Source organism: Halpernia frigidisoli, assembly GCF_900113805.1.
Lineage (GTDB): Bacteria > Bacteroidota > Bacteroidia > Flavobacteriales > Weeksellaceae > Halpernia > Halpernia frigidisoli.
The window spans coordinates 351,938-375,120 of sequence record NZ_FOQT01000004.1 but is presented as its reverse complement, the minus strand read 5'-3'; the positions used below and the strand labels follow the sequence as shown (position 1 = coordinate 375,120).

Sequence of the window (23,183 nt, the reverse complement as noted above, 5' to 3'; positions counted from 1 at the left end):
AATTATTTTTGCAGAACTTTTACTTTTTTAACCGGAGCGTTATTTTCTACTTTTGGTGCTTGCGTTTGTATTGCTTCTGCTTCTTTTGTTGCTGGATTATTTTGTGGCGCTGTTTCGGGCAAATCTTCCTCGCCGTCGACTGCTAATTGATTAAGAAGATCCCAACTTTCTACAATTTCCCAAAAAGGTTTTACCAGTAATTTTTTGTTGAACATGAACACATCTTCTGCATAACTCTGAGTCGTAAAATCGGCAGTATCCCAAACTCCGTTCTCATTATTATCAACCAGAATTCTTACAGTATAAGTCTCAGGTTTCAACTCCGTAAATTTGTTGCCCGCTTCTGTCGATTTTTTTGAATAAGCGACTTTATCACCAGAATCAATAATTTCTATCCAAAAAGGATGTGTCGGTTTATTGATAAGATTCACCGTAAAACTGCCATAATTTTGCGATTTATCAATTTCAAAATTAAATTGATAAGACTTTGCAATACTTTCAAAATAAGACGTTACGGACTCTTTTAGAATAGTTAACTGGTACTTTTTCCCTTCCTGATAATCTGCATTGATCAGGATCTCATGCGGATTTGTTTTTGATATCGAAGCTGAAAAATTTTGTTTTATACTGTCTGAAGTCATTGTAAATTTATCCGTAATAATATTCTCCACAGGTAAATTTGAATATACTTTAAAAGGTTTTTTCGGTGGTAATAAATTTCCGTCGCGGTTAGAAAGTTCCATTAAAGCTTTCGGATCATATTTGTAAAAAAGAGAAATACTATCTTTTTTAGCACCAGCTTCATAACTAAATTTCAGATTCTGTGAATTTGTCAGGCCGATGTTTTCCCGCTGTGCATCAAAATAAATATTTACACTGTCGGATTTTGGCTGATGAACGACTTTATAATTTTTAAAAACGCCTTCTTTAGGCTCTATTTTTATGCTTTCAGGATTTCCCTCAAATAAAAGCAAAATTCCACCGACCTGCGGTTTCCATTCGGCATATTTAATGATTTTTTTTGAAGGATAAACAATAAATTTCAGTCCGGAAATATTACTTTTTAACTCAATTTCCTCTTTTTGAAAACCCACTTTTTCAGAGCCGTTATCAAAAACTGAGTTGCTGTTCGCATCTTCAAAAGCTACAATTTTATATTTTCCAGGCGAAAGATAATTTAGTTCAAAATAGCCGTCGGGATCAGCTTTTGTGATGTAATATGGTTTTTGACGGTAATCCATAGAATCTTTTGCCTGAAAAAGTCCGACCACGATATTTCCGTCTTTGTAGTCTTCACCTTTCTTTTTACTTGCGAAAGCATCTTTTACCTCGCCGCTTATGTACAGATTATCAATTTTGTCACCGGTTGAAAACGCATAATTAAAGTATGGAAGCGGGTTTCCCTCATTGTTATCCAATATTGCGTTTCCGAAATTAAAACTATAAGTTGTATTTGCCTTTAATGTGTCTTTCCACTGGATCAAAACAAATTTTGTTGAAAGATTTGAAGGTAAAATTTTTGAGATCTGCGTGATTGGTGGAGAAATTATTAAGTTTTTTGAAATATCTTTTAAAGTAATGTATTCATCAAAATCCAAACGCAGCTGATGAATATCGCGCGGCACGTTTACTCTGGAAGAATCTATATTTGAACCCAAAAATTGGGGCGCAATTGAATCTTTTGTTCCACCTACAGGTGAACCAACGCGTGCGCAGGATGCTGTGAGAAGCGCAATTAAAATTAAAAAAATATAATTTTTCATATGATTTAAATCGGCTGAGAAGTTACGGATTTTCCTGCCTAAAATCCTTATTCAGCACCTTCATCTGTTTTTAAACTGTCTTTTGGATTAGTCACCTCTAATAATTTTTCAGTTTCATAAGGAAAATCTTCAAATAAACCTGAAAGAGAAAGTGCCGAATAAACGCGTGAGGAATACTTATTTCCGATTGCTATAATAGTAACATTAGATTTTAAAAGGTGCGCAAATACTGCATTACTGCCATGCCACCAACCGTTGTGATAGGTAAGTTTTTCACCATTATCAAAAATTTTCATCCTAAAACCTACGCCATAGTTGTTAATGCCGGGGTTTTCATTACTATGCGGCTCAAAAACTAATTTCATCAAATCAGCCCTCAGAAAATTCTTCGCATATAACGCTTTGGAAAAATTCAACAAATCTCGTGGTGTGGTGTACACATTTTTATCCCCATAAATTAAGTCTAAATGGTCCAACGGATAAAGTCTGTTATTGCCGTTAAAAAATGATCGTGATGCTGTTATAGAATCTTTTTCTTTATAAATATAAGTATGATCCATTTTTAAAGGTCTGAAAAGTATTTCCTGCATTGCTTGCGGGAAAGGCATTTTTGTTACTTTTTCAACAATCAAAGCCAACATCGCAAAATTGGTGTTACAATACATAAATCCTGAATTTGTTGGCCTTGCGAGTTCAGGTTTGTAGGCTGTAAGTAGATTAAGAATATCTTGGTTTGTAAGATACTTTTTCTTCATTTCTGCTGCTGCGGGATCTATTTTTTCAATAAATAGCTCATATTTTGGCAAACCGCTTCTCTGCGTTAAAAGATTAAAAACCGTGACTTCAGGATATGGAAATTTAGGAAAAAACTTAGTTAAATGATCGTCCAACTTCAGCAAACCGCCTTCCACTAATTTCATCGTGGCCATTGCTGTCATTGTTTTGGAAACTGATGCAACGTGCAGAGGCGTATTTTTATCGATCGGCATCTTATCATTAACTTGGCCAAAACCTCTGTAATCTTCAAATAAGATATTATTGCCTTTCGCCACTAAAAGTCCACCACTTAAGTTTCCTTTTTCCCAGACATTTTCGTAATAGTTTCTGATTGTTTTTTTTACGGAATCTTCGTTTTGTAAACTGTTATTGGTATCCGTGAAAATTTTGTCAACATCCACATTTCCAAAATTTGGAAGTTTGGTTTCAGAAATTTTACTATTTGTCTCGGATTTTTTATTGCAGGATGAAAGGCTTAAAGCCAAAAATAAAAATAGAAAAGTACGGTACAGCATTATTAAAGGCAGATTTTTTTTTGAAAAAACGAATTTAGGAATATTCTTTTTAAAACCTAAGCCTGCACAAAAGATTAAGAATACTTTAACAGAATTTTATCAACGATTACCTGCGCTAGTTTCTCTTTACTTTCAATAGTCCAACCGGCAATATGTGGTGTGATCAAAACTTTTTCTGAATTTAAAAGGAAATCTAAATCCATGTTTTCAATCTCGATATTTTCAAAGGAGGCTTTTTCGAATTCCAAAACATCGAAAGCTGCACCTTTTATTTTTCCGGATTTTAAAGCATTAGCAAGCGCTTCTGTATCGATGTTTTTTCCGCGCGCTGTGTTTATTATATAGAAGTTTTTCTGCATTTTTGAGATGAAGTCTTCATTAATAATGTAATGTGTGCTTTTGTCGATCGGCAAATGTAAACTTATAAAATCTGCATTTTTTTGTAATTCTTCTAATGAAACCTGTGTTGCAAATTCGTCTGATAAATTGGGCAAAATATCATAAAATATGGTTTTCGTACTAAAACCACTTAATCTTTTAGCAACGGCTTTTCCCATATTTCCATAACCAATAATTCCGAAAGTTTTGCCCAATAATTCTTCGCCACGGTTTTCTTCTCGTTTCCAGATTCCTTTTTTTACTTCTTCTGAAGAAATAATTAACCGGTTTGTTAAAAGCAAAATCATTCCTAAAACCTGTTCTGCAACGGCATCACGGTTTCCTTCCGGCGAATTTATCAAAGAAATTCCTAATTCTTTTGCGACTTCAACATTAATATTTTCCATTCCTGCGCCAACTCTCGCGATGAATTTTAAATGCTTGGCGTGACGCAGGAAATTTTCGTCTAAAGGAATTCTACTGCGGATAATGACACCTTCAAAATCTGAAATTTTTTCTAAAACCTCCTCGTAAGTTGAAGTAAAATCTTCCTCAAAAGTGAAACCTTTGGCAGAAAGTTGTTCTTCTATTAAAGGATGATTTTTATCTAAAAGTAAGATCATCATAAAGTTTTATTTTAAAAAAATTACCGAATTATTTGCGACACTTTGCAGCCCGGCTTGAGTGGAGCTCTTTTTGTGAGGAGGAGCGACGAGCAAAAAAGCGGGAACGGAAGACGGATAAAGCTGCCCAAAAAATTTACTTGGAAAATAGTTTTTTCAATTCTACGCTGTCTTCGGCCTTCATTCTGCCTCCTAAAATGAGAGACAATTCTTTTCTGCGCAACGCCGCATTCCAGCGTTCGATTTCCTGATCAGTTTCTGGAATTGCCTCCGGAATTGGCACAGGAACGTTATATTCATCGACCGCGACGAAAGTGTAAATACCATCATTGGTATGCACTTTCGTTTGTCTTATGGGATCGTCCAACCAAACGTCTACGTAAATTTCCATAGAGGTGGAAAATGCGCGGGAAACTTTGGCTTCCAAAACCACAATTCCGCCTTCGGGAATGGGTTTATCGAAAGAAACGTGGTTCACTGAAGCCGTCACAACTCTTCTGGCGCAATGTCTGGCAGCAGCAATTGCGGCGCAACGGTCCATTTTTGCAAGCAATTCTCCACCGAATAAATTTCTTAAGGAATTGGTTTCGTTGGGTAAAACGATATTTGTCATCACCGTCAGCGATTCACCAACGGTCTTTTTATTTTTGGGCATTTTGAGTATTTTTTAGAGAAACAGAATCCATTTTTACGGTTTTATTTTTTAAACTGTCTTTTTTACTTACCGGATTCGATTTTATTTTATTTGGCTGAGGAAATGATTTTTTTCCGAAAATCAATTCGGGATTTTGCGTCGCGTAATAAATAATTACTGCTGCAGGAAGGATAAAAAGCAACCACCAAACTTTGTTAGTGCTTTTTTTATAATCGTTTGGTTCTGATGAAATTTCGGTAAAAGTGCTTTTTTTCAACTGCGAAAGATTTACTTCTTCAAGTCCAAAATTATCCGGATTATGAGTGATCAAACGTTTTCCTTTGAAGACAAGTTCTGTATCATTTACATAAAAATTTCCGAGTTCAGGAATTTCAAGTTCTTTGTTATTTTCTAACGTTGATTTCCAGTAATTGGCAGTTTCGAGAATTTTTGCTTCGCTTTCGCCAATCGTCATATTTTTTTGTCCCGCAAAAAACCGGGCAAATTCATTGTCTTTTAAATCAAAATCAACTGTGAAAAAAAGTTCTTTTCCCGGCGGTAAAAGTGCAGCAGTTGTTTCGTCATAAAATGCAGGCGAATCTTTCTGGTAAAAAATACCAAAACCCGAAATTTTAACTTGATTATTGAGCGATAAATATTTTAAGATAAGATCCGTCATCATCATAATTTGCGCAAATTTAAAGTAAATTTAATCAAAAAAAAAGACCGCTAAAAAGCAGTCTTTTAAAATTTAAAACAAAGAAAATTATTTGATAAATTTCACTGTTTCTGTTTGGCTTCCATTGGATACTTTTACAATGTAAGTTCCGGTTTGTTTCACATTAAGATCTAAAGCTGCATCCGAAGATTTCACCTGAGATTGTGCAACGATTTTACCAGTCATGTCATAAACTTTAACATCTAAATTACCCGTTTGTTTTGTGTAAAGTTTACCATTTGCCACGAAAGAATTTTTCTTAGCATTTGACAAATCGTTTACACCTAAACTTGCAACTGTAACAGCGCTCCAACCAGAAGTATGCGACGCATCTGTCGTACTAAAACCTCCTGAACCTGGATTTTGGAAAAATCCACCAGAACCGTTCGGCGCTGTGTAAATAAATTTGATGTTGTTTACAACAGTTCCCGATGGATAAAAAGACGATAAATTTACCGTTGTGCTAAAATTACCCATACCATCGTCCACCAAAATTGTGCCGCCAAAAGAACCTAAAAGTTCTTTAAAAACACCTGCAGAATTGTCTGCTACTTCAGAATAAGCGTACAAATAAACAGGAGCTGAAGTCCAATCTGTTCCTGTTGAACTATCAACTCTTGTTGTAAATTTTACCGTACTTCCGGTAATTGTAATTTTCATTTGCTGTGCATTTGTTAACAAACTGCCTGCAAGAATAATGAAAGAAAATAAAAGTTTTTTCATAAAAAATATTTTTTTGTTAAAAACAAATGTATTAAATAATTCACATTCAAAAGCTAAATTTCTTATAAATTTCACTTAAGTTAATCGGTTTACCATTGTCCCATAATGAGAAAAATCGTCCTGTAGAAGGCTCTTTGCAAATTTCTGAATTTATAAATATTTTAATTTGATAAAAAAAAGACTGCCAATCGGCAGCCTTTTATAATTAGATATTTTTTGGAATTATTTCGTGAATTTCCAGGATAAACCAAGCATAAAATTTACGCCTGCTTGCGAAAAATAATAAGGACCTTCATAAACAAAACCGTTGTTTACGTATTTTTTATCGAGAACATTATTTACCAAAAAATTTAAAGAAAAATCGTTCTTTTTTAGCTTAAAATTATATTGCGCAGAAAGGTCAGTCATTAAATAATCATTTAAACGGTTAATAATATCATCAGAATTATCTAAATATTGTTTGCCAACATATTGATTTTGCACTTTAAAGCTTAGATTTTTAAGTGGTGAATATTGCAAACTAAGATTCGACAGAAGATCAGGCGAAAGTGAAATGTGTGTTTTTCCAATTAAATTTCCCCCGTCCGTAGTAAAATCTCTATTTCTGTTTTGACTAAAAGTGGCGTTTGCAGCTAAAAGGAATTTTTCAGAAAGTGGAATTATGGTTGCTATTTCAATTCCTGCGCGGTAACTTTTCCCTGAATTTATGCGGATAAATTCGCCCACATTATTGATCTGTCCATTATAAACCAACTGGTTTTTATAATTCATATAATATAGATTAGCCGTGAAAGAGGCTTTACCGAATGTTTTTTCTAAACCTGCTTCAAAATCGTGCAGTTTTTCCGGCTGCGTTTCAGGGTTTGAAAAAAGATCGTCACGGTTTGGCTCACGGTGAGCATGCGCGTAAGACAAAAATAATTTTCCGCCGTTGATTTGATAATTTACCCCAACTTTTGGATTAAAAAAGAGCCAGTTTTTATCTACAACCGCACCTTCATCATCACCTTGCTGTTGAATTTTAGTAGAATAATCAATATTTCTTAATTGCAGATCGCCAAAAAATTCAAACTGATCTGCTTTCACCAAAGCTTTTGCAAAACCGGAAACTTCATTTTTTAAAGAAGAATTGCGATAATATTCAGACTCGTCAATTTGTGGAAACTGAACACCGGAAACATTGCCGTAATGTCGCCCAAAATATTGATTTGCAACGGCGCCTAAATTCAGATCTAAGTTTTGAAACTTTCCATACAAAGTCGAAACTGCGCCGTAAAAATCATTATTTAGCCACTTTTTCCGGGTAAAATCTGTACTTGTTATTTCCTGATTATTTAGGAAAATATTAGGCAAATTATATTTAGCAAAATCCGCGTCCTGTTTATAATTTTTGTAGTAACCCTGCCCTTTTGTGTAATGAAAAGTGGTTTCTAAATTCCAGTTTTTATTTAAATTTTGTTCCCATAATAATTGATAATGGTTTTGTTTATAATTATCCGTTTCATCATCATAAAATCCAGTGATCTGAGAATAATCAGAATTAAAAATCGCGCCTGAAATATTAAATTTTGGATCTGTCAACCAGGTTTCGCGTGCAATTCCATTATAAGCTTGGTACGTCTTTTCCTTTCCACCAAAAGTAATAAAGCGCAATTTTGTTTTATTGGCTTCAAATAAAGCAGAAAACTGGTAAGAATCCAGATCGGAAAAAGCGCGGTCAATATATCCGTCAGAATGAATTTTAGAATATCTTCCCGAAACAGACAATTTATTATTTAAAAATTTCCCCGAACCAATTTCCGCCGAATATTTATAAGTATTAAATGAGCCAAAACTTTCATCAGATTTTAAATAAAATTTTTCCGATGGATTTTTAGTTAAAACATTTACACTCGCGCCAAAAGCCGAAACACCATTGCTGGAAGTTCCCACGCCGCGCTGAATAACGATTTGCGACGCCGAACTCGCAAGATCCGGAACATCCACAAAATAAGTGCCCTGACTTTCAGAATCATTGTAAGGAACGCCATTTAACATAACGTTAATTGAAGCACCGCCAACCCCACGAATTCTAAAACCCGTGTAACCAACGCCGTTTCCAGCATCTGAAGTTGATAAAACCGAGGTTTGATTCTTAAGTAAAATGGGTAGATCCTGACCGAGATTTTTGCCGCTCAGATCTTTTTCAACATTAATAATGTCTTTTGCAACCGGCAGTCTGCGGGTAAAATTAACGGACTCGATCTCTTTCGTAGTGAGAGAATCCTGGGTAGATTGTGCAAAAAATAATGGACCTGCACAAAGTCCTAAAAAAATAAATCCTTTCATTCTTTTAATTTTTTTTAAATAAATTATTAGAATAAAAGGGGCGATAATCTAATGTAACAGTAAAAAAGTTTACCAATTTACCAATTACAATTGCTACACTGTTAAATTGATTTATTGTTACATTATTAAAATTCCCTAAACAGCATTACCTGTTCCAGGTTCTTTGGGTATCATCTCAGCCTTTCACAGCACCCCTTTTTTCTTTGTGCAAATATAGAAAAATATTGAAATTTTATTTAAAAATATTGGATTTTTTTTAGGCGCCCATTTAACTCAGCCGAATGTGTATTTATAATTTTATTTCGGCGCACATTTCCGCCTTCCACTCCCACTCTTTTTTTTCAAATGCAAAAAAAAGGAGTTCCGTTCAAGTCGGGGCGCAATTTTCTTATAAATAGAAAGGTATTTTTAAAAACTAAAATTAGTAAGCCACATTATTTTCATCTACGTAGAAGTATTCCTTATTATCAACGCTTACTTCAAACATTTTGCCTAAAAGCCAGGAAAAATTTAATTTAATATCCGCATAAATAAAAGGAATAATAACTTTTGCGTTTTTGTCTATAACGCCAAATTTGTTGTTGTAAACTGCTACGATCATTGGATTATCAATATCATTTCCTTCCATCACATGCAGCCTTTGAAATTGTGGATAAATAACGAAATCTTTATAATTTCCTTCATTAACAGAATCTTTATCGACCAATCCATAAAATCCCTGCATGATGTAAGCTTTGTATTTTTGAGCTTTATATTCCACAGGACAAGTTGCTAAATCCTGTTTTAAATATTTGTATACTTTTTTGCCTTTTTTATCAATTCTATAAGCTATTTTATTTTCTTCTACCGTAGCAAAATCTGCACTGCCGAAAGGTCTTACTTTTTTATTTTTAGAATTCAGCAAATTACAGTCGGTGTTGAAAAACATCGCAAGATTATATTTTGGTGCAATCACAAATTTGCTTTTATGATTAACATATCCAAAATTGCCATTAATTTTTTGAGGAATAAGATCCGGGATTTTATTGACCGATAAACTGTCGCTTTGCGCAGAAAATATACTGACGGAATAAAATAAAAAGAATAAGACAAAATTTTTCATAAAAGGCTTCATTACAAAATAAACGCCAAAAATAATAATTAAAAATTTCGCAAAATGAAAAAGGCGATGATAACAGTCGCAACTATATAGATTGCATTTTTACCAAAAAGAATTTTGCGGGTTTTCGGGAATTTATATTTTAAAGAAAACCATTCAAATAAAATTCCAACAAAAGCATAAGGAAGCGCAATTATAAATAGTGGATTATATGAAAATGCTTTTCTGAAGTTGCCATGAAGCAGTTCATGAATCGCCCGCTGACTGCCGCAACCCGGACAATCTAAACCGGTAACAGCTTTAAAAGGACATTTAATTATAAAATTATTAGAAAGCGGATCTACGAAATAATAAAATGCAAATCCGAAAGCTAATAATAATACAATTAATAGAAATAATAATTTATTTTCCCTGATCCACATTAACGGTTCATCATTCCTGATAAAATTGCCATGCCACCCAATGCAACAAATATCACAATACTTACCAAACCTATACCTACACTTACCATCACTAACGTTTTAGCAGTTCTGGAGGCACTTTCTGCACCTGCAACATCGCCTCTGTAGAATTTAGATTCTACACCAGCAGAATAAATTATACTGATGATGCCCAAAATCTGGCAACAAAAAATTGTGACTAAAATTGATTCTACCAGCCAGGTTTTAGGCGGGATTCCACTTTGATTTTGAACGGGATTACTGTAATTTTCCATAGTTATTTTTTGTAAATATATTAAATCTTTACAATTTTTAAATATTGATTTCAAAATTTATAAATTTGTTTTAAAACCTTTCAATATTATTACGATGAAATCTCCGCGAGAACTTTTTAATAATAATCTTTCTTTATTAGATGAGCCGGAAGTGATGGATCTTTTGGAATATTGCAATGAACTTGAAGAGGAAAATATTGAATTTAAATTTGAGAAAGCCAGCAACAAAGAATTAGCGATGAAAGATATGTTGCAGGAAGTAATAAAAGGTTGCAACGCCCTCGAAAAAGAACAAATTGAACATGAGCGTTTTGGCTATGAAGAACCACAATATCAGGAATCTATTTTAAATTTAAAAAAATATATTTTGGACAGATGCCGGGAAGAAAAAATCTATTTGTGAATTTATTTCGGATTTTTTTTCGGTAATAATTAACATACTATTTCTTTCATTTTAATGAAAATTGCTAACATTAATAATCTTTGGCAATAGTATAAATATCTTATCTCTATAAAATTATCACATTTTCAATTTATAATTTCTTAAATTTGGACTTCTAAAACTTTAAAGCAAAAATTACAGCATATGACTTTCGATATTGACATGATTAAAAAAGTGTACGAACGCTTTCCTGAGCGCATTGCAGCAGCAAGAAACGTTGTAGGAAAACCTTTAACACTTTCAGAAAAAATTCTTTATTCCCATCTTTGGGAAGGTTCTGCGTCACAAAATTTTGAACGCGGAAACTCTTACGTGGATTTCGCACCGGATCGTGTAGCAATGCAGGATGCGACGGCACAAATGGCTCTTTTGCAATTTATGCAAGCCGGAAAAGCTAAAGTTGCGGTTCCTTCTACAGCGCACGCAGATCACCTGATACAAGCAAGAGTTGGTGCAACCGCAGATTTACAGGAAGGAATTAATAAAAATTCTGAAGTTTTTAGTTTTTTAAGTTCAGTTTGTGATAAATATGGTATCGGATTTTGGAAACCAGGTGCAGGAATTATCCACCAGGTTGTTTTAGAAAATTATGCATTCCCTGGTGGAATGATGATAGGAACTGATTCTCACACAGTAAATGCCGGTGGTTTAGGAATGGTCGCAATCGGTGTTGGTGGCGCAGATGCAGTTGACGTAATGGCCGGAATGGCCTGGGAATTAAAAATGCCGAAATTAATAGGAATTAAATTAACAGGAAGATTAAACGGCTGGACTTCAGCAAAAGATATTATTTTAAAAGTAGCCGGAATTCTTACTGTAAAAGGTGGAACAGGTTGCATCGTAGAATATTTTGGTGACGGAGCAATTTCTCTTTCTGCGACAGGAAAAGGAACTATTTGTAACATGGGCGCAGAAATTGGCGCAACCACTTCTACTTTTGGTTATGATGATTCTATGCGTAGATATCTTTCTGCCACAGGAAGACAGGATGTAGTTGATGCGGCTGATAAAATTGCAGAACATTTAACAGGTGATGCTGAAGTTTACGCAAACCCAGAAATGTATTTCGATCAGGTTATAGAAATTAATTTAGATGAATTAACACCTCATCTTAACGGTCCTTTCACGCCGGATTTAGCAACACCAGTTGCAGAATTCCATGATAAAGCCATCGCAAACGGCTGGCCACTTGATATAGAATGGGCGCTGATAGGCTCTTGTACAAATTCTTCTTATGAAGATCTTTCCCGAGCAGCTTCTGTAGTAGAAGATGCCGTGGCAAAAGGTGTAAAACCTAAAGCAATTTTAGGAATTAATCCAGGTTCTGAGCAGGTAAGATTTACTGCAGAAAGAGACGGATTCTTAGATTCATTTAGAAAATTTGAAAACGCCAGAATTTTCACCAACGCTTGTGGACCTTGTATCGGACAATGGGACAGAGAAGGTGCGGAAAAAGGGGAGAAAAACTCGATCATTCATTCTTTTAACAGAAATTTTGCCAAGAGAGCTGATGGAAATCCAAATACAAATGCATTCGTAGCTTCTCCTGAATTAGTTGCAGCAATCGCGATTGCGGGAAGATTAGATTTTAACCCAATAACAGATACTTTAACTGCTGAAAATGGCGAACAGATAAAATTAAATGAACCTTCCGGAAGCGAATTGCCAAGTAAAGGTTTCGCCGTTGGTGACAATGGTTATCAATCACCTTCTGAAGATGGAAGCTCTGTAAAAATTAACGTGAGTCCTGATTCTGATCGTTTACAACTTTTAACACCTTTCGATGCCTGGGACGGAAAAAACATTACCAATGCTAAAGTTTTAATTAAAGCTTTTGGAAAATGTACGACTGATCATATTTCCATGGCTGGACCTTGGTTAAAATATAGAGGACATCTTGATAATATCTCAAACAATATGTTGATCGGCGCGATAAACGCTTATAACATGGAAACGAATAAAGTTCAAAATTTACTTACTGGTGAATTTGGCGAAGTTCCCGCAGTTGCGAGAGCATATAAAGCAGCCGGAGTTCCTACAATCGTAGTTGGTGATGAAAATTACGGCGAAGGTTCTTCCAGAGAACACGCGGCGATGGAACCGAGACATTTGGGCGTAAAAGCCGTTTTAGTTAAATCTTTCGCCAGAATTCATGAAACGAATTTGAAGAAACAGGGAATGCTTGGTTTAACCTTCGCAGACAAAGCAGATTACGATAAATTTCAGGAAAAAGACACTGTTAATTTCCTAGATCTTGATCAGTTTGCAACCGGAAAACAGTTGACTTTAGAGTTGGTTCATGCTGACGGAACTAAAGATGTTGTTCTTACAAACCATACTTACAACGAAGCGCAAATTGCTTGGTATAAAGCCGGTTCTGCCTTAAATTTGATTGCAGCGGAAGCAGCAAGAAATGCATAATTTCTTTTAAATTATTTATAATTTTAAATCCCTTTCGAAAGAGAGGGATTTTTTTATTTTATTTTTGAAAAGGATGATAATCAAATTTAATTTTGAAACTTTTTCCAATTATTTTTAAAACAAAAGCTTTTAACCTTGATTAATAGATTATCAATGAATTCTCAAATTTTTTTAATAGAAAGTGAATCGACTATTTTCTATTTTTTATTGCAGATTAAACAAAAAAAATCTGAATACAATGGAAATATGATTAAATTTGATAATAAAACTTATTAAAAATGACCAACAAAGAATCAAACGAGAAAAGAAGAGATTTCCTTAAAAAAATAGCACTTGGCGGTTTAGGTTTAACAACGTTGCCACTAATAATGTCATCAAAAAGCGAAGATGAAAAATCTTTAAAAAAAATAAAAAACGATCTTATTCTGCCTGACAATAAATTCCCGAAAGACTTTTTATGGGGAACGGCAACAGCAGCTTACCAGGTAGAAGGCGCTTATAAAGAAGACGGTCGCGGACTTTCCATCTGGGATACATTTTCTCACAAAAAAGGAAATATAGTAAATAATGATAATGGTGATGTTGCCTGCGATATGTATCATTCTTTTAAAGATGATATTAAATTAATGAAAGATCTAAATACCACAATATTTAGATTTTCAATTTCATGGTCACGGATTTTTCCTGATGCATCGGGCAAACCAAACCAAAAAGGAATAGACTTTTATAACAGATTTGTTGACGAATTACTGGCAAATGACATCAGACCTTTTGCAACACTTTACCATTGGGATCTTCCGCAATATCTTCAGGATAAATACAAAGGTTGGGAATCTAAAGAAACTTCGAAAGCTTTTGGTGAATACGCAGCTTGTATTGGTAAAAATCTAGGTGACAGAGTTAATGATTTTTTTACAATCAATGAGTTTCGTACGTTTATAGAAATGGGTTATGGGTCAGGAGTTTTTGCACCAGGTACAAAATTACCTGAGGAAAAACTTGGGCAGGTTCGTCATAATGCCGTGCTGGCTCATGGTCTTGCTGTTCAGGCTTTGCGGACAAATTCTAAAAATAAAGTGCGTGTTGGTTTGGCAGATAATCTAAGTATAGCCGTTCCCGTGGTTGAAACACGGGAAAATATCAAAGCGTCACAAATTGCAATGCGCGAAATAAATGCAAGCTATCTTACAGTGATTTTGGAAGGCAAGTACACAGAAAAATATCTAAAATCTTTTAGCACAAATGCGTTGAAATATACAGACGAGGAATTAAAAATCATTAGTTCACCTTTAGATTTTGTTGGTTTAAACGTTTACAACCCGACACATTTAATAGAAGCGGCGGATAATAAAGATGGTTATAAAGTGATTCCTTTCGCTAAATCATTTCCTACGACGACTTCAAAATGGGAATTAATTGCACCGGAAGCACTTTATTGGGCTACTAAACATGTAAAAGACATCTGGAATGTGAACGAGATGTACATTACAGAAAATGGCAGCAGCAGCATCGACGAAAAGACAGCAGATAATAAAATTTACGATACAGACAGAATTTCTTTTTTGAGAAATTATCTTACGCAACTTCAACGTGCAACTTCCGAAGGCGTTCCGGTGAAAGGTTATTTTTACTGGAGTTTGATGGATAATTTTGAGTGGACAAGTGGTTACAGTGTTACGTTCGGCTTGTACAATGTTGATTTTAAAACCCAGAGACGCTATCCAAAAATGAGCGCAAATTACTTTAAAGAAGTGGCGACCAATAATAAAGTGATGTAATAAAAAGTAAAAACCATTTAAGAAATTAAATGGTTTTTTTAATGTAACAAAAACAGATTTGTACAAACCTATTATTATTAAAAAACTACATGAAAAAACATTTACTAATTTTCTCGATTCTATGTTCAGTGGTAGTATTTTCTCAGGAAAAACCTGCCGAAAATAAAGAGAAAAACATCGAAGAGGTCACTATTACCAAAGTAAAAAAAGCCGTTGAACAGAAAGCAGACAGAACTATTTTTGATTTTTCTGAGCAACCTAATTTAAATTCCGGAACCGTGATGGAAGGCATGAAGAAATTGCCCGGTTTAATAGTTTCTGATGTTGCAGGAATGCTTTATCAGGGGAAACAACTTGATGTTTATCTGGATGGACGTCCGCTAAATATTTCCAGTAATGAACTTAATGCTTTTCTGGAAGGTTTGCCGGCAAACTCTGTGGATCGTATAGAAATTATCACGCAACCCGGCGCAGAATTCCCTGCGACTTCCGGCGGTGCTATTTTAAATATTATTACAGGAAAAAACTCAAATAAATATTTAACGGCAACTTATTCAGGAAATTACAACTTTACGAATTATGATAAATTTCGGAGCAGAACAAATAATTCCATTAGTTTAAACGCAAGAAATAATATTTTTGGTTGGCAAATTAACGCGGGACAAAATTACCGTGAAGGTTTAAATACATCAAATCAGGATAATTTAGCTTTCATAAATTCTGACCCTGTAAACCGTGGCTATTTTCTAAAAACAGCGCTCACATTTGATTTAGGGAAAGACCGCTTGCTCTTAAACTACGATTTTTATAATAATAGCGGTGACACTGAAAATATAAGTTCAGGCACCTCAAAGGGAATTCCTTACATACAAAACGCTTTATTGCAATCTGAAAGCTATCGAAATGAAGGCGTAATTACGTACCAAAAAAGATTTACGGACAAAGCAAAGAAGCTTGATTTTAAAGGAACTTACACCAGAGGAGATTCACAGTTTAATCAGCTTGATCAGAATTTATCACAGACAGTTTTGGATAATTCTTCCATAACAAAGATCGCCAATTTCAGGATCGATTATTCTCAACCATTAAAAATTCTGGATGATGGTAAAATAAGTTTCGGAACACTTTACGATCAGCAAAATTTTAAAACTGCAGGTTTTAATTTTTTAAATCTAGATTATCAAAAATTAAACGCGGCGGGTTATTTGGAGTTTCAGGCCACTTTAAAAAATATTGATCTGATCCTCGGAACACGTGGTGAAAACTATGATATTTCAGGAACAGCTTATAACGGCTCGACAAAAAGATATGAAGATTTGACTGGTTTTAAAAAATTTAAATTATTTCCAAATGCGAGTTTACAGTATAATTTTGCCAAACAGGTATTTTTTGCTTTAAATTATAATAAGAAAATTTCTTTGCCAAGCATCTCTGTTTTAAATCCAAACAATACTACTTTTCAGGGACCGAATTCTCAATCTACGGGAAATCCAAACCTGCAACCCACTATTTATGACAATTATGAAGTGAAATTAAGCGCAGTAGATTATGTTTTTATAGGTTATAATTTAAGTGTTGCAAAAAATCAGGTGGTGCAAAAATTATCCCGCATCACTGATTTAAAAACCAATACAGACGTAGTGATAAATTCACAGGACAACGTTTCAGAATTAAAAATTCATAATTTTAATGTGGGTTTTCCCGTTCCTTTTCTAATATTCAATACACCTTTCAGCGAGCTGATGAAGTTTAACATCAATCCGGATAACGTCAGTTATGTTTACATTTACGCGGCGTATCAGCTGCATGAATTACCAAATATCAGCACAAAAGGATTTTGGGTTTTTAATTTTAATTCTCAAATCATTCTTCCAAAAAAGATAAAATTTGTTGCGAGTTATAATTATCTTACCCCAAATGGAAATTATTATTATTTCGTTGGTGACAAACCTTTTAGTAATTCATTAGATCTAAATCTTTCCCGTAAATTTATGAATGACAGATTAAGCGTTTCTCTTTTTGCAAATGATATTTTTAATACACAGCAAACCGCTTTACATTCAATCTCAAGTTTACCATTTGTTTATCTGTCAAGTAAATCTGACACAAGAAATTTCGGTTTTTCTCTAAATTATAAAATTCCGACAAAGAATAAAAATGCAAAAGTAGATCAAAATTTACTGGAAAAAGATAAAAAAGATGACGGGGGTTTAATCCCGGTTCAATAATAAAAATGCTTTTAACTAAAAATGCTCCAGATATTTGGAGCATTTTTTTATTTCTAATAAAATTAATTTTGATTTAGTAATGCAATATTTAAGGAAGCATCAGATAAATTCGCAATTGCGCCATCGGAATAAATGTATAATCTTAATAAATCACCTTTAGTAAAAAAGGCAATTCTTGTGTAAAGCATTGTCCAGCGCGCAGTTCCAACCGGAGCTGGATTTGTCTGCCAAATTCCCTCAGGAACATCAGTATTAGAAGTTCCAACAGATTGAAAAATATTTCTTGAAGCACTACCATCTGTAAGTCTTATACTAGATTTAATGATATATGTACCTGTAATGGGAACATTGTAAGTGTAATTTGGAGCGCCACTCCAAACACCTCCTCCGACATTTTTTGTTACATTTAATGGTACTGTATTAAAACCGCCCGCAGCAATCGTAGCGTTGATCTGTGAACCTGAACCTGTTCCTAAGGAAGCTGTGAAGACTGCTGATTTCTGTAAAACACTTTGCCAAATTGTTCCATCAAAAAAATAATATCCAACTGTCGTTACTAATGCTGTTGTGACACCTGTTGGACCTGTTATATCGTTAACATAAATAAGAGAAGCAGTTTGTGCCGCGGCGTAACTGGTCTTTGCATTCAGTTGGGCCAGCGTAATTCTGGGAGCAATGATTCCATCTGATTTAGTTACATCTAATGGTGAACCCACTACATCAAGCGTTGCTCTGGGATTATTAGAATTAATTCCTACGCTTTGCGCATGCGAAAATACAGCGAAAAATAGAAAAAGATAGATCAAAGGTTTTTTCATCATTAAAAATTAGTGTTATTTTTTGTAAAAATACATTAATTAGTATGAATTTATATTAAATAAAAACTTGTGTAATAATTAATTTTAGTTTTTAAATAATGATAGCCAGTGTTCTATTACTTTGATTACATCTATCTAATTGTAAGTAACCGAACATAAAATAACCAAAATCATATAAAAATCAAAAGATTATTTTTTGAATTATCTTTCAAATCTATTCACAAGCCTTCCAAACCGCATCGTTTTGCGGAACAGGCGCTGTCACAGAAATTTTATGTTGCGTCACAGGATGAAGAAATTCTAAATTTCTGGCATGTAAGTGAATTCCACCATCTGCATTGGATCTTGCAGAACCGTACTTTAAGTCACCTTTTATGGGCACTCCAATTTTAGATAATTGGGCGCGGATCTGATGGTGTCTTCCGGTTTCTAAATCAACTTCCAGCAATTGAAAATTATCTAAAATTTTTGCGACTTTATAATTTAGAATTGATTCTTTTGCACCTTCAGTAGGTTTCGGGAAAACAGTAGATTTGTTATTCTTTTCATTCTTTTTTAAAAAATGAACCAGTCTCTGCGTTTCCGGGATTTCCGCTTTCGGGACCACCGCCCAATACGTTTTTTGTACTTCACGGTTTTTCACCATTACAGTCAGGCGCGTTAACGCCTTCGAAGTTTTAGCATAAATAACGCAGCCGGAGGTGGGTCTATCTATTCTATGAACCAAACCAAGAAAAACATTTCCGGGCTTATTTTCTTTTATTTTAATATAATTCTTAAGAGAATCCAACAAAGATTCGTCTCCTGTTTTATCACCTTGCACAAGTTGTCCTGCTTTTTTATTGATAATTAAAAGATGATTGTCTTCAAAGAGAATTTGATCTTGCATTTAGTTTTGTTAGATTAGTCGCCTATTTTTTAAAACTACTAATTATAGTTTCTAATTGAATTGATAGCTTTTTTGCCACTTCAGTATCTGAAATATTTATAATAATTCCTTGTTGCAAATCTTTTTGACCATTTGAATTGTCTTTGTTATTAAAATTATTTGTGATTGATAATTTTTGATCTTCTTTAAATAAATCTGCAATTTCTACGTTAAAAACTTCCGCTATTTTTGGCATGTGTTGTGATTTTATATCCGCTGTTCCATTTTCCCATTTTATGTAAGTATTTCTATCAATCTCTAAATGGTCTGCAACTTCTTGTTGAGATAATTTCTTTTTACTTCGTAAAATTCTTAGATTTGTACTTACAGACATAGTTTAATTTTGTGACAAATATAAATAAAAATAATGTTGCTTTAGCGCAACTATATTTGCATTACTTTCGCAACACTGTTTTTGGATATTTTTTGTGAAGTTTGTAAGACATTAATCAAAAAAATATTAATTATTATGAAAAAAATTATTTTTGGAAGCTTTTTAGCTTTAGCTGTAAGCACTTCCGCGTTTGCAAAAACGAGTGAAGTAAAAAATGTAAATTTACAAGAAACTACATCTGTAAATTTTCTAAATCTATCTAAAGCAGAAGCACAAACTTTTGTTGGAAATAACGGACAAACTTACTTTATGCTTTCTGATGATGATGGTCCAAACGATAGATGGTATTGTAATTTAGCTGGAGCTATTGCAGAAGCTGCCGCAATAAAATTAGGAGTTGGGGCTGCTGGAGCTGCGGCAATTGGACTTTCTACCACTGCAGGATGTACTGCAATCTTTGGAGGTAAGCCACAACCTGCAGCTTTAACTCCTGCTTAAGAGCAAAAATCACCCACAATTATTCAACCAAAATAGCTATCTTGCATAATAAGATAGCTATTTTTAAATAAAAACCCAAGAATGAAATCAAAAAAATTACTACTCTTTATATTAGCACCCTATTTATTTTTCGCTCAAACAAACATAAAAGCAGATTATGTGATGATCAATACTTTCACTAAAAAATTAGATAAGAAAGAAATGATGAAAGAACACCCAAAGATGGCAGAAAAATATTTTGACAACGCGATTGAACTTTTGATGAATAACAACGATAAAAAAGCAGTTTTTCAATTAAAGATCAGAGATTCTATAAGTTCATTCCTATTACAACCAAAAAATGAAAATGAATCTGGAATTAATATCGCTTATATTATTTCAAAAGTTGCTGGTAATTATTTCACTAATTTAAATACTGGTGAAATTATAAACGATAAAGAATTTAAAGGAAGTGCATTTTTGGTTACTTATACAAAACAAGATGTAATATGGAATATTACAAATGAACAAAAGAAAATTGGAAATTATGAATGTTATAAGGCAAATACAACTTATAATGATGTTTTTAAAGATGCCAAAATAGAATCAAGACCTATTGAAGCATGGTTTTGTCCTTCAATCCCAATAAAAGCGGGCCCTTATCAGTTTTCTGGTTTACCAGGATTAGTGATTATCGTGACAGACAATAAAACATTTACGACGTATTTGCAAAATTTAGAATTAAATCCAAAAGACACTGAAGTAGAAAAAGTATCAGAAAAAGGAAAAAAAGTGACAATTAGCGAGTATTTAAAATATGAATCTAAAAATTTATAAATTGAATAGTAAATTAATAACTATATTTTTTCTAATTATTGCAAACATTTTCTTTTCGCAAGAGCGGAAAATGTTTGGTTTTATAAAAAACGCAAATAATAAACCACTCTCAAATAAAATCATTATTTTTAAACCAGCAGATAATAGCAATAAAAATATTTTTGATAGTACAAATGAAAAGGGGTACTACGAGACTTTTTTAGTAAAAGATGTTCCCTACGCGCTTGAGATACCTCAACTTCAAAAAGAAAATTTCAAATTCCAGATTAGTAATTCTCAAGAAGGTAAAACCGACTTCACACTCTCTACTGAGCAAACGACGTCAATTGAAGAAGTTAATATTTCTGCTCCAATTATAATAAAGCAAGATACGACAGTTTTCCACGTTGCAAGTTTCATAGATGGTACAGAAAAAAAACTAAAGGATGTTTTAGAAAAACTGCCCGGTTTTGAGGTAGATAAAAATGGTGCTGTGAAAGTAAACGGCAAATCTATAACAGGAACTTTGGTTGAAGGCCAAAGTTTTTTTAATAATAACACAAAATTAGCCATTGATAATATATCTGCAAATTCTTTAGAAAATGTAGAAGTGATTGATAATTATAATGAAAGTAGTGTAAAAAATAAAAATAATCCTACTAATAAATCGGTACTAAACATAAAACTAAAAAACGACAAACAAAATATTTTATTTGGAGACCTCTCTCTTGGCGGCGGCGTGCAAAAAAATTATTATGCACACGCTAATTTATTTAATTTCAACAAAGCAAGAAGTTATTCATTTATTGGAAACAGCAACAATATTGGCGAAAAATCATTTAGCATAACGGATTATTTTGCATTAAAGGGTGGCACAAATGCAATGATGGATAATTCGGAAGATTTTTTTTCAAGTTTGGACCAAAACATTATTGCGCTTGCGCTACCAAATGAAAATTTTAATTCAGTAAAAAATAATTTTTCAACTCTGAATTTTAACAAAAGTATTGGTAAGAAATCAAAAATTGAGATGCTTTTTTTATATTCAAATATCAACACAAATACCATCCAGGAAAATCAAAATAAAACTTTAGATAATTCTTATTTTGATTTGAGTAAAATTAGTGGTTCAAATAATTCCTCTTTGTTTTACACGGACATGTCTTACAAATATGCACCAAACGACAAATTTTACCTCAGAAATCACTTGGTGTTAAGTTCTACGCCAAATAAAAGTAATATCAATAATGATTTTGTGAGTTCAGTTTTGGCCTACGATTTATTAACGGATTCTAATAACGCGTCATTATCATTAAAAAATAACACGCATATTGATCAGAAAATCAACAATTCCCTGCAACTTACCCATGATATAAATTTATCATTTCAAAGTGCAGATACTGATGACACCTGGCTTTCTAAAAATTCTGATGAGAAAAACTCACTACAATCCATTGAAAATAATAAAATATACAATATAAATTCCCAGAGTAAAATCAGCAAAAATTATAAAAATTCCAGTTTTAACGTAAGCCTTTTACTTCAGGACACGAACTATTTATACCAATCCGAAACTTTTAATCTTACGCCAAACTTCCTAAATGATATTAAATTATCTACTTTTAAAATTGGGTTGATTCCCGAGTATAGTTATTTCAAAAATAAACTAAATATTAAAGTGGGCGCGCAGTTAAGCAATTTATTTTTTCAACTATCCCAAAACAAAAATGAAAATAAATATCAGGTTTTACCATATTTAGAGATTGACAAAAAATGGAGCGAATATAATTACTTAAATTTTAGTTATCGAAAAAACAACTATTTAATTCCAATCAAAAATTACACATCAAACCTCATTGTAAATAATTTTAATGTTTTTTTTCAAGGAAATATTGTAAATCAATATTTCCTTTCTTCACACAATTTATCGGCGATTTACTATCGTTATTATGGTTATTCTAAATTTGGGTTTAGTATAAGTCCATCTTACTCCTACAATGAAAATGGTTTGGTTTCCGCTTTAGAAATCATTAATGGAATACAATACTTTACGCCAAAATATGTCAGAAACCCATTTGAAAAATCGAGCATTTCTGCCAAAGTGGAAAAAGTATTGTACAAAATTAATTTTTATACAAAGTTTGACTATGGGATTCTACATTCCGTAAGAATTTTGGAAGGTCAAAATTCATTAAGCAAAGGTAAAAATAGCGAAATTGAATTCGCGTTTGTTTCCAAATATCGAAAAGCACCTAATTTTGAACTTCACTATTTTATTAATAACAATGAAGTTGCCTTCAATGATGGGATATCAAAATATAGAACAAAGATTTTTACGGCAAATTTGAGTTCAACTTTCTTAACGTATTTTATTTTGAAAACATCTTTTAAAAATATTGAAACATCAACAGATAATGGAAATAAGAATAAAATTATTCAGGGAGATTTTAATTTGAGTTACACTCCAATCAAAATTCCTTTAAGTTTTGAACTAATGGTAAACAATATTTTTAATAGTCAAAGGAATATAACAAATTCAATTTCTGAATCTTTTATTTCTGAAAATAAAATTTATGTTTTACGCAGATATGTAACACTAAAATTGATTTATAATTTATAGATTCATTAAATGCAACTTCAAAAGGAATTTGTTCCTCCATTTATTTTA

The 23,183-nt window shown here is 33.1% G+C and carries 20 protein-coding genes; 7 read left to right on the top strand and 13 right to left on the bottom strand.

The window, feature by feature from the left end; all coding sequences use genetic code 11:
- Positions 1–2: 2 nt before the first annotated feature.
- From BM238_RS12050 to BM238_RS12005, 10 genes are all read right to left on the bottom strand, one after another.
- Positions 3–1,763, bottom strand: a complete 1,761-nt coding sequence (locus tag BM238_RS12050; RefSeq protein ID WP_090081415.1) for an Ig-like domain-containing domain — start codon at positions 1,761–1,763, stop codon at positions 3–5.
- A gap of 47 nt (positions 1,764–1,810) precedes the next feature.
- A complete protein-coding gene (locus tag BM238_RS12045; RefSeq protein ID WP_090081413.1) occupies positions 1,811–3,055 on the bottom strand; it encodes a serine hydrolase domain-containing protein in 1,245 nt (414 codons plus the stop codon).
- Between the two features lie 74 nt (positions 3,056–3,129).
- Positions 3,130–4,059, bottom strand: a complete 930-nt coding sequence (locus BM238_RS12040; RefSeq protein WP_090081394.1) for an NAD(P)-dependent oxidoreductase — start codon at positions 4,057–4,059, stop codon at positions 3,130–3,132.
- A 133-nt stretch (positions 4,060–4,192) separates the two neighbouring features.
- Positions 4,193–4,711 (bottom strand): acyl-CoA thioesterase, encoded by a 519-nt coding sequence (locus tag BM238_RS12035; RefSeq protein ID WP_090081392.1) that lies wholly within the window; start codon positions 4,709–4,711, stop codon positions 4,193–4,195.
- On the bottom strand, positions 4,698–5,369 hold the full coding sequence (locus BM238_RS12030) for a hypothetical protein (RefSeq protein ID WP_090081389.1): 672 nt from the start codon (positions 5,367–5,369) through the stop codon (positions 4,698–4,700). Before BM238_RS12030 ends, BM238_RS12035 begins: the two co-directional genes overlap by 14 nt.
- Positions 5,370–5,456: 87 nt before the next feature.
- A complete protein-coding gene (locus tag BM238_RS12025; RefSeq protein WP_090081387.1) occupies positions 5,457–6,131 on the bottom strand; it encodes a T9SS type A sorting domain-containing protein in 675 nt (224 codons plus the stop codon).
- Between the two features lie 222 nt (positions 6,132–6,353).
- Complete coding sequence (locus BM238_RS12020; protein ID WP_090081384.1) at positions 6,354–8,459, bottom strand: TonB-dependent receptor; 2,106 nt, start codon at positions 8,457–8,459, stop codon at positions 6,354–6,356.
- Between the two features lie 421 nt (positions 8,460–8,880).
- Complete coding sequence (locus BM238_RS12015; protein WP_090081380.1) at positions 8,881–9,561, bottom strand: WG repeat-containing protein; 681 nt, start codon at positions 9,559–9,561, stop codon at positions 8,881–8,883.
- Between the two features lie 38 nt (positions 9,562–9,599).
- Entirely contained in the window at positions 9,600–9,980 is a 381-nt protein-coding gene (locus tag BM238_RS12010) for a DUF2752 domain-containing protein (protein ID WP_090081377.1), read from the bottom strand.
- Complete coding sequence (locus BM238_RS12005) at positions 9,980–10,273, bottom strand: CD225/dispanin family protein (protein WP_090081374.1); 294 nt, start codon at positions 10,271–10,273, stop codon at positions 9,980–9,982. The genes BM238_RS12010 and BM238_RS12005 overlap by 1 nt, the downstream gene beginning before the upstream one ends.
- Positions 10,274–10,367: 94 nt before the next feature.
- Here BM238_RS12005 and BM238_RS12000 point away from each other — a divergent pair, with 94 nt between their 5' ends.
- The 4 genes from BM238_RS12000 (at position 10,368) to BM238_RS11985 (ending at position 17,142) form a co-directional block, all read left to right on the top strand.
- On the top strand, positions 10,368–10,676 hold the full coding sequence (locus tag BM238_RS12000; protein WP_090081355.1) for a hypothetical protein: 309 nt from the start codon (positions 10,368–10,370) through the stop codon (positions 10,674–10,676).
- A 183-nt stretch (positions 10,677–10,859) separates the two neighbouring features.
- Entirely contained in the window at positions 10,860–13,136 is a 2,277-nt protein-coding gene (locus BM238_RS11995) for an aconitate hydratase (protein ID WP_090081350.1), read from the top strand.
- Between the two features lie 278 nt (positions 13,137–13,414).
- Positions 13,415–14,914, top strand: coding sequence for a GH1 family beta-glucosidase (locus tag BM238_RS11990; protein ID WP_090081349.1), 1,500 nt, complete (start codon positions 13,415–13,417; stop codon positions 14,912–14,914).
- 89 nt (positions 14,915–15,003) lie between these two features.
- Positions 15,004–17,142: an outer membrane beta-barrel protein gene (locus tag BM238_RS11985; protein WP_090081348.1), complete on the top strand. Its 2,139-nt coding sequence runs from the start codon at positions 15,004–15,006 to the stop codon at positions 17,140–17,142.
- 62 nt (positions 17,143–17,204) lie between these two features.
- Here BM238_RS11985 and BM238_RS11980 read toward each other — a convergent pair whose 3' ends face one another.
- The 3 genes from BM238_RS11980 to BM238_RS11970 form a co-directional block, all read right to left on the bottom strand.
- Positions 17,205–17,963 carry a hypothetical protein gene (locus tag BM238_RS11980; protein WP_090081345.1) on the bottom strand — a complete coding sequence of 253 codons (759 nt, stop codon included), beginning with the start codon at positions 17,961–17,963 and terminating at the stop codon, positions 17,205–17,207.
- A 211-nt stretch (positions 17,964–18,174) separates the two neighbouring features.
- Positions 18,175–18,849 carry an RluA family pseudouridine synthase gene (locus tag BM238_RS11975; RefSeq protein WP_090081343.1) on the bottom strand — a complete coding sequence of 225 codons (675 nt, stop codon included), beginning with the start codon at positions 18,847–18,849 and terminating at the stop codon, positions 18,175–18,177.
- A gap of 22 nt (positions 18,850–18,871) precedes the next feature.
- The gene (locus BM238_RS11970) at positions 18,872–19,222 is read right to left on the bottom strand and encodes a helix-turn-helix transcriptional regulator (RefSeq protein WP_090081340.1); all 351 of its coding nucleotides are present in this window, start codon (positions 19,220–19,222) and stop codon (positions 18,872–18,874) included.
- Positions 19,223–19,357: 135 nt separating this feature from the next.
- On the opposite strand from BM238_RS11970, the gene BM238_RS11965 reads away from it, so the two are divergent.
- The 3 genes from BM238_RS11965 (at position 19,358) to BM238_RS11955 (ending at position 23,135) form a co-directional block, all read left to right on the top strand.
- Positions 19,358–19,720 (top strand): hypothetical protein, encoded by a 363-nt coding sequence (locus BM238_RS11965; protein WP_143093388.1) that lies wholly within the window; start codon positions 19,358–19,360, stop codon positions 19,718–19,720.
- An 81-nt stretch (positions 19,721–19,801) separates the two neighbouring features.
- Positions 19,802–20,536: a GLPGLI family protein gene (locus tag BM238_RS11960; protein ID WP_090081332.1), complete on the top strand. Its 735-nt coding sequence runs from the start codon at positions 19,802–19,804 to the stop codon at positions 20,534–20,536.
- A gap of 70 nt (positions 20,537–20,606) precedes the next feature.
- Positions 20,607–23,135, top strand: coding sequence for a hypothetical protein (locus tag BM238_RS11955; RefSeq protein ID WP_143093387.1), 2,529 nt, complete (start codon positions 20,607–20,609; stop codon positions 23,133–23,135).
- The last annotated feature ends 48 nt before the right edge of the window (positions 23,136–23,183 follow it).

Bases quoted from the DNA above. Each gene is read 5' to 3' on its own strand.
- BM238_RS12010 (WP_090081377.1), bottom strand. From the start codon at position 9,980: ATGTGGATCAGGGAAAATAAATTATTATTTCTATTAATTGTATTATTA.
- BM238_RS11955 (WP_143093387.1), top strand. From the start codon at position 20,607: ATGTTTGGTTTTATAAAAAACGCAAATAATAAACCACTCTCAAATAAA.
- BM238_RS12015 (WP_090081380.1), bottom strand. From the start codon at position 9,561: ATGAAAAATTTTGTCTTATTCTTTTTATTTTATTCCGTCAGTATATTT.
- BM238_RS12040 (WP_090081394.1), bottom strand. From the start codon at position 4,059: ATGATGATCTTACTTTTAGATAAAAATCATCCTTTAATAGAAGAACAA.
- BM238_RS12005 (WP_090081374.1), bottom strand. From the start codon at position 10,273: ATGGAAAATTACAGTAATCCCGTTCAAAATCAAAGTGGAATCCCGCCT.
- BM238_RS12045 (WP_090081413.1), bottom strand. From the start codon at position 3,055: ATGCTGTACCGTACTTTTCTATTTTTATTTTTGGCTTTAAGCCTTTCA.
- BM238_RS11985 (WP_090081348.1), top strand. From the start codon at position 15,004: ATGAAAAAACATTTACTAATTTTCTCGATTCTATGTTCAGTGGTAGTA.
- BM238_RS12035 (WP_090081392.1), bottom strand. From the start codon at position 4,711: ATGCCCAAAAATAAAAAGACCGTTGGTGAATCGCTGACGGTGATGACA.
- BM238_RS11995 (WP_090081350.1), top strand. From the start codon at position 10,860: ATGACTTTCGATATTGACATGATTAAAAAAGTGTACGAACGCTTTCCT.
- BM238_RS11975 (WP_090081343.1), bottom strand. From the start codon at position 18,849: ATGCAAGATCAAATTCTCTTTGAAGACAATCATCTTTTAATTATCAAT.
- BM238_RS11990 (WP_090081349.1), top strand. From the start codon at position 13,415: ATGACCAACAAAGAATCAAACGAGAAAAGAAGAGATTTCCTTAAAAAA.
- BM238_RS11965 (WP_143093388.1), top strand. From the start codon at position 19,358: ATGAAAAAAATTATTTTTGGAAGCTTTTTAGCTTTAGCTGTAAGCACT.
- BM238_RS12025 (WP_090081387.1), bottom strand. From the start codon at position 6,131: ATGAAAAAACTTTTATTTTCTTTCATTATTCTTGCAGGCAGTTTGTTA.
- BM238_RS11970 (WP_090081340.1), bottom strand. From the start codon at position 19,222: ATGTCTGTAAGTACAAATCTAAGAATTTTACGAAGTAAAAAGAAATTA.
- BM238_RS11960 (WP_090081332.1), top strand. From the start codon at position 19,802: ATGAAATCAAAAAAATTACTACTCTTTATATTAGCACCCTATTTATTT.
- BM238_RS11980 (WP_090081345.1), bottom strand. From the start codon at position 17,963: ATGATGAAAAAACCTTTGATCTATCTTTTTCTATTTTTCGCTGTATTT.
- BM238_RS12030 (WP_090081389.1), bottom strand. From the start codon at position 5,369: ATGACGGATCTTATCTTAAAATATTTATCGCTCAATAATCAAGTTAAA.
- BM238_RS12020 (WP_090081384.1), bottom strand. From the start codon at position 8,459: ATGAAAGGATTTATTTTTTTAGGACTTTGTGCAGGTCCATTATTTTTT.
- BM238_RS12000 (WP_090081355.1), top strand. From the start codon at position 10,368: ATGAAATCTCCGCGAGAACTTTTTAATAATAATCTTTCTTTATTAGAT.
- BM238_RS12050 (WP_090081415.1), bottom strand. From the start codon at position 1,763: ATGAAAAATTATATTTTTTTAATTTTAATTGCGCTTCTCACAGCATCC.